The sequence below is a fragment of the Hymenobacter setariae genome (assembly GCF_007713685.1).
GTDB classification, from domain to species: domain Bacteria; phylum Bacteroidota; class Bacteroidia; order Cytophagales; family Hymenobacteraceae; genus Hymenobacter; species Hymenobacter setariae.
The window spans coordinates 716,083-729,505 of sequence record NZ_VMRJ01000004.1 but is presented as its reverse complement, the minus strand read 5'-3'; the positions used below and the strand labels follow the sequence as shown (position 1 = coordinate 729,505).

Genomic DNA, 13,423 nt, shown 5'->3' with positions numbered 1-13,423 from the left:
TTTTCGGTAAATAAAGTTATCTTTTTCGAGAAGTGCAAACACTTTTATAAAAATTTTATAGAAGTCTATCTTATACCATAAAAAAATGAGAGAACGAACAGCTGCTCGTTCTCTCATTCACTATCGTGTCATCTAGTAAACTCAGTCAGTATGGCGGCACAGATAATCTCGCCGATTCTGGCCTACCGATTACTGGTCTACTGCACTTTCTCTACCGCCTTCGCCACGTTGAACTGCGTCTTGAGCCGAAGGTCCTCCGAAGAGGCGCCGACTTGCGCCGTGAAGGTACCCGGCTCCACTACCCATTTCAGGCTGCCGTTGAGCAGCATCAGGTCTTCAGCTGTTAGCTCGAATACGACTTCCTGTTGCTCACCAGCTTTAAGCGTGAGGCGCTGAAATTTCTTGAGTTGCTTCACCGGCGTCACCACCGAGCTAACATCGTCGGTTAGGTAGACCTGAGCTACCTCGTCGCCGGCTCGGGAGCTGGTATTTTTGACCTTAAACTGCACTTTTACTTGCACTGCGCCCTGGGTTTCAGTGGGAGTTACTTGCAGGTCGGAGTATTCGAACTTACTATAGCTCAAGCCATGACCGAAGCTGTAGAGTGGTTTGTTATCCATCTCGACGTAGCCGTGGGTGACAGGACGCTTAGCGTTGTAGTACACCGGCAACTGGCCCACGCTTTTGGCTACCGAGATAGGCAGGCGGCCAGCCGGGTTATAGTCGCCAAAAAGCACGTCGGCTACGGCATGGCCGCCCTCCTGACCGGGGTACCAGGCATCGAGTAGGGCGGGCACGTGGGAAGCCATCCAGTTGAGGTTCAGTGGCCGGCCTTTGATGAGCACCACCACTACCGGTGTGCCCGTGGCCACCACGGCTTGTAGCAATTGCTGCTGCTTGCCTAGTAAATCGAGTGAAGCTCGGTCGTAGCCTTCGCCACTCTCCATATCGCTGATAGCCTCATTTTTAGCGGCGGCCGTAACGGTGGCCGCGCCAGTGCTTTGGTACTCGGTTTTGAAGTCGCGGGCGCTGGAGCCACCTAGGACCACCACCGCCACCTGAGCCTGCTTGGCGGCGGCCACGGCCTCGGCGATGTTGGCGCTGGTAGTGTCGCGTATGGCGCAGCCCTTGGCGTAGGTCACCTGGGCGGCCGGCAGCTTGGCCCGGATGCCTTCGAGCACCGTTACCACGTTGCTTTCGGGCTGGGGCGCGGTGTAGTCGCCGAGCTGGTTGTACATGTTGTCGGCGTTAGGGCCGATAACGGCGATGCGCTGCAAGGTTTTGGCCAGTGGCAGCGCGTTGTTGTCGTTCTTCAGCAGCACTACCGACTCGCGAGCTACTTGCCTAGCCAGCTGCACGTTGGCGGGCGTGTGTACCTGCTTGACCGCCTTGGCGGGGTCTACGTAGGGATTTTCGAAAAGACCCATTTCAAACTTCACCCGTAGCACGCGGCCCACGGCGCGGTCGAGCACCTCGGGCGCAACTAGCTTCTGCTGCACAGCGGCCAGCAAATCCTTGTCGTAGCCGTAGCCGCTGAGGTCGTCGTCAAGGCCGGCGTTGATGGCTAGGGCGGCGGCTTCGGGCGCCGTGGCAGCCACGTGGTGGTTGCCCACCAGGCCCGAAATGCTCCCTAGGTCCGACACCGTGAAGCCCAGGAAACCCCACTGCTGGCGTAGCACATCGGTGAGCAAGTATGGATTGGCCGAGCACGGCACCCCATCGATGGAGTTATATGCCGTCATAATGGACTGCGCCCCGGCCTTTACCGCTGCCCGAAATGGGGGTAAGTAGCTCTGGAACAGTTCGCGCTGGCCGGTGCTGATGCTGCCGCCGTTGTGGCCACCTTCGGGCACGCCGTAGGCCGTGAAGTGCTTGAGCGTAGACACGATATTAGCGCCGCTCTTCAGGCTGCTGCCCTGAAAGCCCTGCACCATCGCCACGCCCATCTGGCCGTTGAGCACAGGGTCTTCGCCGTAGGTTTCCTCGACCCTAGACCAGCGCGGCTCACGGGCTAAATCCAGCACCGGTCCGTAGCCGATGTGCGCGCCCTGCACCCGCGCTTCCTGGGCAATGGCCGTGGCCATGCGCTTAATCAGGGCCGGGTCCCAAGTGCTGCTTTGGCCGATGGACGTCGGAAACACCGTGGTGCCAATGGCCATGTGGCCGTGCGGGCACTCCTCGGCCAACAGCAGCGGAATATGCAGCCGCGTGTGCTCCACAGCGTATTTCTGCAGGGCGTTGGTGGCTTCAGCAGCTAGCTTGGGGTTGAGGCCGGTGAGCAGGGTTTTCTTAGTCCATGGGTCAGCGCGCAGCGTGGCCCACAGCGCGCCGATGTGGCGCTCATCTACCGCCTTTTTGTACGCTGCGCTCGCGCTAACCTTCTGGCCGTCCTTCTGATACATTTCCCACCCTAGGAGGGTCGAGAGCTGGCCCACTTTTTCCTCGGTCGTCATGCGAGCCAGTAGGTCTTGCACGCGGGCGTCAGTGGGCGCAGTGCGGTCCTGGTACAACGGCTTTTTCGACTGGGCGTAGGTGGCGGTGGCACCCAGCAGGCACAGCCCTAGGGCTAAATACTTCGGCATAAGGGGATGTAATTATTCGCTAGCGCAGGGCGTCTAAAATTGGCTTGTCGGTAGTTTTTAAGTCTTTATGCAATACGTCGTTTTGCTGCTCTAGCACCACTACGGTGTTTTTGCCTTTGGTAAGCCAGCAGCCGGGCAGGTACAGCGTCTGCTGCGGGCCCACCTTCCAGTAGCGCCCTAGGGGGTGCCCGTTCACGAACACAATGCCCTTGCCCCAGTCGCGCATATCCAGGAACGTGTCGCCAATTTGCTTCACCTCGAACGTGCCCGTGTAGAGCGTGGGCTGGCCGGCCTGGCTTTTAGCTGGGTATTTCCCTAGGTCGGGCACGCGGTCAAAGGGCAGCTTCACCATCTGCCAATCGCCCGTAACGTCGGCGCCGCTGAGGACGACTGGCGAGATGATGCCCTTTGTATTATGCACAATGTCAGCGCCGTAGTTGATGCGACCCATGTTCTCGACCAGCAGCTCTAGGGTGCCGTTGGCGGGGATTTGCACGTCGAGCTCGTACTTGTTCTGCTGGCGGTTTAGCTCGCCTACTAGCTTGCCGTTCACGTACACCGTGGCGTAGTCGCGCAGGCCCTTGACTTGTAGCTTACCCTGCACTGGCTGCACAAACCGCTTGCTATATAGCACGTAGCCGTGGCCTTGCCCTAGGTCCTCGAATGTTAGCGGAGTGCTGCTGACTACGGGCTTGAGGTCGCGCTTGAAGTCAAATAAGCTTACCGCCTTGCTAAGCGCAATGGGGGGGAGGGTAATAACCAGAATGGGGGCCGGCACGGCGGGCACCGGGTACTTCACGTAGCGCTGCATCAGCTCGCGGATGGCAGTGTACTTGGGCGTCACCCAGCCCGCCTCGCTGATGGGCGCGTCGTAGTCGTAGCTCGTGATATCGGGCTGAATATCATGCTTCCCGTCGTAGTTGGCGCCCGCTGTAAACCCAAAGTTGGTGCCTCCGTGCACCATGTAGAAGTTAAAGCTGACGTCGTTTTTAAGGTAGGTTTCGACCTGCTTGGCCACCTGCTCGGTGCCTACGCGCACGAAGGGCTCACCCCAGTGGTCGAGCCAGCCAGGGTAGTACTCGGCCACCATATAGGGCCCTAGGTTATTATGATACTGATTTACAGCCTTCTTCAATCGCTCCACGTTGTCCTCGCCATTGGCGGTGGGCAGGGCGCCCGGCGTGGCGCCGCCCTCAAATAGTGAGGAGGCATCGGACGTGAAAAACGGCCCCTCGAAGCCCACCTCGGCCAGCTGCTGCCGGATGGCGGCGTTGTATTGGCGGTGCTCAGCCAGCGGCACATCGGGGCGCTGCGATACGTAGGACCCGAACTCGTTCTCAACCTGGGTCATGATAACCGGCCCGCCGTGGCTCACCTGGTAGCCCTTCACCTGCTGGGCCAGGTGGCGCAAGTACACGCGGCACGAATCCAGAAACGGCTGGTTGTTAGCCCGGATTACTAGGTTCTTATTCTGCTGCAGCCACCACGGGTAGCCCCCAAACTCCCACTCCGCGCAGGCGTAGGGGCCCGGCCGCAAAATGACGAACAGCCCTTCCTCCTGTGCCGTTTTCAGAAACTCAGGCAGGTTGTGGCTGCCTGTTTTGAAGTCCCAGGTGCCCGGCGTGGGGTGGTGGTAATTCCAGAATACGTAGGTGGCTACCGTATTAAGACCCATCGCCTTCAGCATCTTTAGCCGGTGCCGCCAGTATTCCTTCGGCACGCGGGCGTAGTGCATTTCACCCGAGTGAATCTGGGTCGGTTGGCCGTCGTAGCGAAACTGCCCGTCTTTAATTTCAAACGTGTGTTTCTGCTGCGCCTGGGCGGTGAGGCTAGTGGTGAGCAGCAAGCCTAGGGCAGCGCTTTTGAAGGAAAACGGAGGCATGAAGCAAGTCAAGTTGTAGCAAAGCGTAGGCGCCTCCCTGGCCCCTTCCCGAGAAAGGAGAGCGGGTCGGGGGAGGCGCGCACGTCAGCGTGACGTTCTATTTCTCTGGTACGAAGGCAAACGCCAGCGCTGGGTAGGCGCCCGCTTGCGTAGACATACCAGCCGGCATAGTAAGCGTCACTTTATCACCGCTGGCGCTCCACTTCACGGACTTGCCGGTTTGCAGCAGCGTGAGCTTAGAGCCTTTCTTGGGCACGTTGCCGGTCCAGGTTAAAGTAGTTGGCGCAGCCTGGTTTTCAGGCAGGCAGGCGATGGCGTAGCGGGTGCCCTTTTTGCCCTGCGTGAAGTAGGTGCTGCCGTCCTGGTAGAGGGGCGTCGAGCGGGTGCTATAGATGGCAGCGCCGTTCACATCCAGCCACTTACCAATGGCTTCGAGGCGTGTCACGGCTTCTTGGTCGAGGGTGCCGTCGGGCCGGGGGCCTACCCCTAGGAGCAGGCTGCCGCCTTTGGCCACCACTTCTACCAACGAGTGGATGATTTTGGTGGGCGACTTGTATACGTCGTTCGGCACGTAGCCCCAGTTATTGGCCAGCGTCAGGCAGCTTTCCCAGGGGTTAGCCAGCTGGTGGTCAGGTACTTTTTGCTCGGGCGTTTGGTAGTTTTCGTAGGGGCCGTGCACGGTGCGGTCTACCATTAGCAGGCCGGGCTGTGCCTGGCGGGCCATGGTAGCAATGCGCGGCATGTTCACATCCTGGCTAAACTCGGGGATGGGCGCGCCCCACGAGCGCACCTCGGCGTTCACGGTCTCCTTAGGCCGCACCCAGCCGCCGTCGAGCCACAGAATATCCATGCGCCCGTAGTTGTGCATCAGCTCACTTATCTGGTTGTAAGTGAAGTCCTGATACTTTTTCCAGCGCCACGGGTACTTTTTGATGTCGTAGTTGACGTTGCGGTTGGGCGTGGCGTACTTCGACCACCAGAAATCCTGCGTGTGCCAGTCGGGCTTCGAGAAGTAGGCCCCAATCATGAAGTCCTGCTTGCGGAACGCATCAAACACGTACTTGGCCACGTCGGCCCTAGGGTCGTTTTTGAACGGCCCGCTGCTAATCTTAAAGTCCGACTGCTTGGTGTCGAACATGTTGTAGCCGTCGTGGTGCTTGGTCGTAAACACCAGGTAGCGCATGCCCGCCTTCTTGGCCACGCTGGCCCACTGCTCGGGGTTGAACTTGGTTGGGTTGAACTGCTTGCTGTAGTCCCAATAGCGCTTCTTGTAGTCCTCGTAGGCGATGGTGCTGTCGCGCTCAATCCAGTCCTCCGAGCAGATAGTCCACGACTCGATGATGCCCGGGATGGCATACAGGCCCCAGTGCAGGATGAGGCCGAATTTTTGGTCGCGCCACTTGTCTAGCTTCTGTACCACCAGCGGGTCGGTGGGCGCTTCGTACTCGGTCGATTGCTGGTGCACGCCCTGCTGCTGGGCGTAGGTGGGGAGGGCACTGGCCGCTGCCAGCAAGGCGAGGGCAAGGGTAGCTTTCTTCATGTCTGCTAACTAATTATCCCAAAAAGGGGCTTATTGCTTAGGGGCTGCCGCCTCGGCCGGCTGCTGGTAGAGGCCGATGGCTGAGAGGATAGGGTTGAGGCGTGAGGAGGTGATGCGGAGCCGCACTTGCTGGGCCTGCACGGGCGCAAACGTGAGGATGCGCTTGTAGCCAACGGTGGTGCCAGTAGTAGCCGTTTTCCACTCCGCGCCGCTCTTGTATTCGAGCACAAAGCTTTCAATGCGCTGCCCTAGGGTAATATTCTCCTGCAATTGCAGTACGTTAAATATCTGCGACTTAGGTAGCGCGAAGCTGAGTATGGCCGTGGTGTCGCGGCCAGTGGTGGTCCAGTAGGTGCGGTAGTTGGTATCGAGTAGCGCAGTCGCTTGGCTGGCACCTAGGCCGCTCACTTTGCTGCCTTTGAGCAGGTTATTAGCATAAGTATCGGTCAATAGCTTGCTAAATCCCTTGAGGCTGTTAATATCAGCCTGGGCTAGTAGGCCACGCTTATCTGGCGGAATATTAAGCAGCAGCACGCCGTTGCGGCCCACCGAGCTATTATAGATATCCAGCAGTTTGGCCGGCGTCTTTACTTTATCGTCTTCGGTGGGGTGATAAAACCAACCCGGCCGGATAGATACGTCAATTTCGGCCGGGTACCAGACCAGTGCCGGCGCATCTTTTATTTTGGCGCGGCTGCCTAGGTCGTCCTCCATCATGTTTTTAGGGGCAAACGCCGCCTCCTTCTGCGAGTTGGCCGCCACGTTGGCTTGGCGCTGGGCCTCGGTGGGCACCACGCTCCATTCGGTTTCGCGGCCATAGCCCGATTCGGTGCCTACCCAGCGCACGTCGGGGCCCATCACGGCAATCACGGCCGTGGGCTGCAGCTTGCGAATGAGGGCATACCAGCGGTTGAAATCGTACACCTGCTTTTTGCCAGTGGGCCCTTCGCCATTGGCTCCATCAAACCATACTTCATCGACCCGACCGTAGTTGGTCAGCAGCTCGGTCAATTGGTTAACGAAATAGTTGTTGTACTTGGCCGAATCACCGAAGTAAGGCGAGTTGCGGTCCCAGGGCGAGAGGTACACGCCGAAGCCCATGCCTTGGGCGTGGCAGGCATCGGCTACCTCGCGCACTACGTCGCCCTTGCCACCTTTCCAGGGGCTGTTCTTTACTGAGTGCTCGGTGTACTTGCTAGGCCACAGGCAAAAGCCATCGTGGTGCTTGGCCGTAATAATGACTTGCTTGATGCCGCCGTCTTTGCACGTTTTTACCCACTGCCCAGCATCGAGCGAAGTAGGATTAAACAAAGAAGGGCTCTCTGTGCCATCGCCCCACTCCTTATTAGTAAACGTATTCATCCCGAAGTGCAGGAAGCCGGTTAGCTCCAACTGCTGCCAGCGCAGTTGCCGCGGCGAGGGCACTACGTGGGCCGCTTTCTGGATGACGGTAGCTGGCGAGCTGCCGGCCGGGATGGCGGCGTAGCTGCCGGGGGCGTAGAGTTGGGCCGCGCTGGCTAGCGGCTTCGCCAGCCAGAGACAGCTCATGAGAAGCAAGGGCAGCTTCTGCCGGTTTTGGGGGAGCAAACAGTCCGTTAGGTGGCCTTCCACTATGTGTTACAGCGCTAGGTGGATGTATTAGTACTTGCCTGGCCTCAGGGCTACGAGTAGCGGCTAGCCAGCAAGCTGCGGGCCGAGACCTGATTATATAGGAGAAACGAGGACAGTTGAGGTTGTCGGAGGGCAGTGGCCTCCCTGCTCGCGCGGGCAGTTGACAAGGGGTCCCGTTATGATGGCTTTCTGTACTTGCTGTGGAAACCTCAGCAGCATACGTCAAAGGTAGTAGAATATTCGAAATAACAATTCGAAAAATTCACTTCGTCGCAGTTGTTTGCTCTTGCAGAAACGGCATCAATGTATTTCAAAGCCTAAGTAAAAAGCATACCTAGGACATCCTGATCACGCTGGGCGTAAGTAGAGCCCAGCGTTTTGGTTTACTCTACTAAGCCCCTAGGTCGAGCTCGGGCGCTGTTTGGCGTGCAAGCATCCATAGGCGCAGGCAGAAGCAGCACTTCGGCTTCGTGGCAGAAGCTAGCGTACTTGATAGAAGCTCTCTCAGACCTGTGTGGGGTGGCGTGGGTACGAAGCGCTCCCATTAAGCTTTTCCCACCCGCGCCAGCAGTTCGGCTACCTGCTGCTCTAGGGTGGCCACGCGCTCATCGAGGCGGGCGGGCGTGTGTAGGTGTGTGGTGAAGACACCTTGCACCTCCCATATCTCCAGCGCCTGGGTTAGCTCTAGCTCCTGGGGGCTGTAGTCGGCGTTGTCAGCGCGGAGCTGGAGGCGCTGGCCTTCGTTTAGTAGGCCGGCCACGCGGCGCACCAAGATTTTGCCGGGCGTCACGAACACGTAAATGCGGCCGACTTGCACGCTGGGCTGGGTAGGGGCTACGCGACTGCACAGCACGGTGTCTTTGTGGCGCAGGCCCTGGCGCTTGGGCAGCTGCATTTCGGCCCCGCGTATTTCGAAGGCCCGCGTGGGGCCACTAAGCTGGTGCGGTAGTTTGAGCCAGGGTAGGGTAGCGAGGTAACCGGGGTCGTGGTGCCGCACAATGTATTCGGGGGCACGGCTGCCCAGCACCAGGGGCGTTACATCGGCTGGAAGACTAGCTGCTGGAGCGGGGCTCGGCGCTGCCACAGGTGCGCCATTTTCCTTGAAAATATCAAAGTGGTACAGCTCATTTACTGTCAGCTCTTTTGTAAGTAGCAAGTCTACAGATAAGCCAAAATGCTGAGCAATTTGAATGAGCGTTTCCATTTTCGGCTCCGAGCGACCTTCCTCATAAGCGCCCACACTAGGCCGAGCCAGACCAAATAATTCAGCAAAAGCAGCCTGACTCAGCTTTTTAACAGTGCGCAGCTTGCGAATATTCTTGCCGACGTTGGACATGTTAGGAAAATATTTTATGCTCAAAGAACGAGCATCTGAAGAACCTTGCGTAAGATTGTAGCGTAAATTTACTATCAGCACCAGAACGCTAGCTGTGCAGTGGCTATTTTTTTGAGCAGGTGCACCTAGGGTGGCATTGCGGCCTCCCCATATCCTTACCACCGAGCCTATGAATCAATCCTACTTCCATAAAATCAAAGCTTACTTATTAGAGCTAGGCTTTGACGTCTGCCACGCCGAGGAGGCGGAAAACCTGCTGGTAGTCGACAAGCCCGAACTGGGTATCCGCAATCTGGTCATCGGCTGCGGCGACCCGCTCCTAATACTAGAGCAGTATCTACTGGAACTGCCCGCGCCTTCGCTCGACATCTACCGGCAATTGCTACAAAAGAATCGCGACATCATCCACGGCGCATTCGCCTTGGATGACACTGGCCGGCGTCTCATCTTCCGCGATACGCTCCAAATCGACACCCTCGACCTGCCCGAGCTCGAAGCCTGCGTGAATTCACTGGGGCTACTGCTCAGCGAGTTTGCCGACGAGTTGATTCAGTTTTCTAAACCTTCACCTTCAGCCCCTTCCGCGTCATGAACATTCTGAATCGTCTTTTCAAAATTGGGCAGTCGGAAGCCCACGCCGCTGTTAATCAGCTCGAAGACCCCATCAAGCTCACAGAGCAAGGCCTGCGCGACCTGCGCCAGGACCTCGACAAAGCCCTGCATGGCCTGGCCGAAGTAAAAGCCATGGCCATCCGCGCCCGCAATGAAGCCGAAGGCTTCCGTACCAAAGCCGCCGACTACGAAACCAAGGCTGTGCTTCTGCTGCAGCGCGCCCACAAAGGTGACCTAGGCGCCGCCGAGGCCGACCGCCTCGCCACCGAGGCCCTACTCAAAAAAGCCGAAAACGAAGCTCACGCTACTCGCTCGGCCCAAGACCAGACCAAGTTTGAGCAATCGGCCTCCCAGCTCGACCAAAATGTGCAGGCGCTCAAAAGCACCATCAGCCAGTGGGAAAACGAGCTGAAAACCCTGAAAGCCCGCGTGACGGTGAGCACTGCCACCGCTACCATCAACAAGCAGTTGGCGCAGCTCGACTCGTCGGGTACGGTAGCGCTGCTAGAGCGCATGAAAGAAAAAGTAGCCGCGCAGGAGGCCCTAGGGGAAGCTTACGGCGAAATAGCGCAGGAAAGCAAAAGCATTGACGCCGAGATTGACAAAGCCATCGGCCGGGCCGGGGTGGGCAAAGCGGGGGAGGAGCTAGCTGCGCTGAAGGCGAAGCTCGGGCTGGCGGAATAGTGGTTCGGTTAAGGACCGAACAAACTATCTATTCGGTCATGCGGAGCGCAGCGAAGCATCTCATGTGGTGCAGTAACTCCTTACGCCAACAACGAAGCGAGCGAAATGCTTCGCTGCGCGCTGCATGACAAGAGAAATCTGTAATGCTCTATCACCTCCCCCGATAAACACCCGCATATGACCGACCTGCTCCGCGCCGCCGTGCTGCCGCCCAACCTGCCCGCCACGGGGCTACTGGTGTTCGTGCTGCTGTATTGGCTCACGGTTATTGTTGGGCTGCTTGATTTTAAGACCGTTGACCTGCACGTAGATGCCCACGATGGTGCCCACCTGCACAGCCCCGACTCGGAGTGGCTCAACGGAGCACTGGCGTTTTTCAACCTGGGCCGCATCCCGGTGATGGTGTTTCTCAGCTTCGTGGCGCTGCCGCTGTGGGTTGGCAGCATCCTGGCCAACTACTACACCGGCAATACCACCCTGCTGCCGGGGCTGCTGTACCTGTTGCCACTGTTTGTTGGCAGCATCTTTTTGGCGAAGTTTCTCACCTTGCCCTTCGTCAAGCTCTTTACGGCTCTCGAAAAAGACCACGACGGCGGAGCAGTGGTCCTAGGCAAAGTGTGCACTGTGCTGCTGCCTACCTCTCCCGACCACCTAGGGCAAGCCTCTGTGCGCATCGACGGCGCACCACTCATGCTAAACGTGCGCGCCCTGAGCGGCCCTATCGGCAAAGGCGAAACGGCCTTGGTAATCGATTACGATGCCCAACGCCGCTGCTACCTCATCGAAGCCTACGCTGCGTCGTAGCTTTACTGCTCAGTAAAACATAATCCTATTCGTAATTTTTACTTTCTTAGTATGCTTGCGCAACTTTCCTGGGCCGTTTTAATCGTGCTCGGCTTCTTACTTATTGGGTTCATTGCCATCGTGGCGCGCATGTACCAGAAGGCGGTGCAGGGCGAGGCCCTGGTGCGCACCGGCATGGGCGACACCAAAGTGTCCTTCTCCGGCATCCTCATCGTGCCGGTGCTGCACAAGCTGGAAGTGATGGATATTAAGCTGAAAACCATCATTATTGCTCGTTCGGGCGCCGAAGGCCTGGTGTGCAAAGACAACCTGCGGGCCGATGTGAAAGTGAACTTCTTCGTGCGGGTTAATAAAACGCACGATGACGTGGTGAACGTGGCCCAAAGTATCGGTGCGCACCGCGCCTCCGACCCAGCCGCCCTCGAAGCGCTGTTCGATGCCAAGTTTTCGGAAGCGTTGAAAACCGTGGGAAAGCACTTTGATTTCATAGAATTATACAACTCGCGCGAACAGTTCAAGCAGGAGATTCTGCGCATTATCGGCACCGACCTCAACGGCTACGTGCTCGACGACTGCGCCATCGACTACCTAGAGCAAACGCCACTAGCGGCCCTTAACCAGGATAATATTCTGGACGCCGAGGGTATCAAGAAAATTATTGCCCTGACCTCGCAGCAGAAAATCCAGGCCAACCAGATTCAGCGCGACCAGCAGAAGACGATTAAAAAGCAGGACGTGGAGGCGCAGGAAACTATCTTGCAGCTCGAAAAGCAGCTTACCGAAAACCAGGAAAAGCAGTTGCGCGAAATCGCCAGCATCCGGGCGCGTGAGGCCGCCGAAACCGAGAAAGTGCGCCAGGAAGAGCGCCTGAAAGGGGAGAAGGCCCGCATCATCACGGAGGAAGAAGTGAAGGTGGCCGAGCAAAACCGCGACCGCCAAATCTTGGTGGCCGAGCGCAGCAAAGAGCGCACCGACGCCATCGAAACCGAGCGCGTGGCCCAAGCCAAGGCTTTGGAAGCCAACGAGCGCGAGCGCATTGTGGCCCTGGCGCAGATTGAGAAAGAAAAAGCCCTGGAAGAAGAGCGCAAGAATATTCAGGTGATTATCCGCGAGCGCATCACAGTGGAAAAAGCCACCGTGCAGGAGGAAGAGCGTATCAAGGATACCCGAGCTCAGGCGCAGGCCGACCGCGAAAAACTGGTGGCCCTCACCGCCGCCCAGCAGAAAAACGAGACCGCAACCATCGCCCTCGTCGGTACCGCCGACATGGAACGCCAGGCCGCCGAGTTCCGCGCCAAACAGGTGCTCATTGATGCCGAGGGCGAGCGCGCTGCCGCCGACCACCGCGCCCAGGCCATGCGCGTCTTGGCCGAAGCCGAGGCCAGCAAAGCAGCCGCCGTGGGCCTCGCCGAAGCCCAGGTAATGCAGGCCAAAGCCACTGCGCACCAGAAAGAAGGCGAAACACGCGCCGCTGTTATGCAGCTCACGTCGTCGGCCGAGGCCCAGGCCATCCAGGTAAAAGCTGCCGCGCAGGCCGAAGCCGACGAGAAAATTGGCATTGTGGCCGCGAAGGTCAACCGCGAAAAAGGCCTGGCCGAAGCTGGCATCGTAGAAGCTCGCGCCGCTGCCGACCAGAAGCGCGGTCTAGCCGAAGCCGCTGTGAACGAGCAGAAATTCGCGGTTGAAGCCAAGGGCATTGAGGCCAAGGCCGACGCCATGAAGAAGCTCGATGGCGTGGGCAAAGACCACGAAGAATTCAAGCTGCGCTTGGACAAAGAAAAGTCGGTGGAGCTGGCTCAAATCAGCATTCAGAAAGACATCGCAGCCTCGCAGGCCGACGTTATCGGCTCGGCCCTGAAAGCGGCCAAAATCGACATCGTGGGCGGCGAAACCATGTTCTTCGACCAGATTATCGGTTCCATCACAAAAGGCAAAGCCCTCGACCGCACCGTGCACAATAGCGAGGTGCTGAGCACAGTGAAGGACACCTTCTTTGGCCACGACGGGGGCGGCGATTTCAAAGCCAACCTGCGCAAGTTCGTCAATCAGTTTGGCGTGAGCAGCGAGGAAATGCGCAACCTAAGCGTATCGGCGCTGCTGCTGCAACTGATGAACAAGGCGGGCGACGAGAAGACGCGGAGCACCATTTCGCAGCTGTCGAGCACGGCCGCGGCGCTCGGGATAGGGGATAAACTGGTGAAGACGATTGATTTAAAGTAAGGCTCGCCGGGTGAGGTTTACGCTAGAGGACGCCCCCATGCGTGGCGCCTCACCCCTAGCCCCTATCCGAGAAGGAGAGGGGAACTAGCCCTAGTTTTAGTCCGCATTATCTATTCTATTTTACACCCACTAGCTCTCTAGTACTAGCAGCT

Annotated in this window: 9 protein-coding genes; 4 read left to right on the top strand and 5 right to left on the bottom strand. The window is 58.1% G+C overall.

Annotated elements, in window-relative coordinates; all coding sequences use genetic code 11:
• Nucleotides 1-197: 197 nt before the first annotated feature.
• The 5 genes from FNT36_RS17955 to FNT36_RS25605 form a co-directional block, all read right to left on the bottom strand.
• Entirely contained in the window at nt 198-2,582 is a 2,385-nt protein-coding gene (locus tag FNT36_RS17955) for a glycoside hydrolase family 3 N-terminal domain-containing protein (RefSeq protein WP_144850484.1), read from the bottom strand.
• Between the two features lie 19 nt (nt 2,583-2,601).
• Nucleotides 2,602-4,464, bottom strand: coding sequence for a glycoside hydrolase family 35 protein (locus FNT36_RS17950; protein ID WP_144850482.1), 1,863 nt, complete (start codon nt 4,462-4,464; stop codon nt 2,602-2,604).
• 97 nt (nt 4,465-4,561) lie between these two features.
• Nucleotides 4,562-6,004, bottom strand: a complete 1,443-nt coding sequence (locus tag FNT36_RS17945; protein ID WP_144850480.1) for an alpha-L-fucosidase — start codon at nt 6,002-6,004, stop codon at nt 4,562-4,564.
• A gap of 30 nt (nt 6,005-6,034) precedes the next feature.
• Nucleotides 6,035-7,552 (bottom strand): alpha-L-fucosidase, encoded by a 1,518-nt coding sequence (locus tag FNT36_RS17940; RefSeq protein WP_144850478.1) that lies wholly within the window; start codon nt 7,550-7,552, stop codon nt 6,035-6,037.
• Nucleotides 7,553-8,159: 607 nt separating this feature from the next.
• Nucleotides 8,160-8,951 (bottom strand): XRE family transcriptional regulator, encoded by a 792-nt coding sequence (locus FNT36_RS25605; RefSeq protein WP_233636026.1) that lies wholly within the window; start codon nt 8,949-8,951, stop codon nt 8,160-8,162.
• 169 nt (nt 8,952-9,120) lie between these two features.
• On the opposite strand from FNT36_RS25605, the gene FNT36_RS17930 reads away from it, so the two are divergent.
• The 4 genes from FNT36_RS17930 to FNT36_RS17915 all read left to right on the top strand — a co-directional run bounded on the left by FNT36_RS17930 (nt 9,121) and on the right by FNT36_RS17915 (nt 13,271).
• Nucleotides 9,121-9,543: a YbjN domain-containing protein gene (locus FNT36_RS17930; RefSeq protein ID WP_144850476.1), complete on the top strand. Its 423-nt coding sequence runs from the start codon at nt 9,121-9,123 to the stop codon at nt 9,541-9,543.
• Nucleotides 9,540-10,247, top strand: coding sequence for a PspA/IM30 family protein (locus FNT36_RS17925; protein ID WP_144850474.1), 708 nt, complete (start codon nt 9,540-9,542; stop codon nt 10,245-10,247). The genes FNT36_RS17930 and FNT36_RS17925 overlap by 4 nt, the downstream gene beginning before the upstream one ends.
• A gap of 177 nt (nt 10,248-10,424) precedes the next feature.
• Nucleotides 10,425-11,051, top strand: a complete 627-nt coding sequence (locus FNT36_RS17920; RefSeq protein WP_144850472.1) for a hypothetical protein — start codon at nt 10,425-10,427, stop codon at nt 11,049-11,051.
• Nucleotides 11,052-11,102: 51 nt separating this feature from the next.
• Nucleotides 11,103-13,271, top strand: coding sequence for a flotillin family protein (locus FNT36_RS17915; protein WP_144850470.1), 2,169 nt, complete (start codon nt 11,103-11,105; stop codon nt 13,269-13,271).
• The last annotated feature ends 152 nt before the right edge of the window (nt 13,272-13,423 follow it).

Bases quoted from the DNA above. Each gene is read 5' to 3' on its own strand.
- FNT36_RS17955 (WP_144850484.1), bottom strand. From the start codon at position 2,582: ATGCCGAAGTATTTAGCCCTAGGGCTGTGCCTGCTGGGTGCCACCGCC.
- FNT36_RS17950 (WP_144850482.1), bottom strand. From the start codon at position 4,464: ATGCCTCCGTTTTCCTTCAAAAGCGCTGCCCTAGGCTTGCTGCTCACC.
- FNT36_RS17945 (WP_144850480.1), bottom strand. From the start codon at position 6,004: ATGAAGAAAGCTACCCTTGCCCTCGCCTTGCTGGCAGCGGCCAGTGCC.
- FNT36_RS17940 (WP_144850478.1), bottom strand. From the start codon at position 7,552: ATGAGCTGTCTCTGGCTGGCGAAGCCGCTAGCCAGCGCGGCCCAACTC.
- FNT36_RS25605 (WP_233636026.1), bottom strand. From the start codon at position 8,951: ATGTCCAACGTCGGCAAGAATATTCGCAAGCTGCGCACTGTTAAAAAG.
- FNT36_RS17930 (WP_144850476.1), top strand. From the start codon at position 9,121: ATGAATCAATCCTACTTCCATAAAATCAAAGCTTACTTATTAGAGCTA.
- FNT36_RS17925 (WP_144850474.1), top strand. From the start codon at position 9,540: ATGAACATTCTGAATCGTCTTTTCAAAATTGGGCAGTCGGAAGCCCAC.
- FNT36_RS17920 (WP_144850472.1), top strand. From the start codon at position 10,425: ATGACCGACCTGCTCCGCGCCGCCGTGCTGCCGCCCAACCTGCCCGCC.
- FNT36_RS17915 (WP_144850470.1), top strand. From the start codon at position 11,103: ATGCTTGCGCAACTTTCCTGGGCCGTTTTAATCGTGCTCGGCTTCTTA.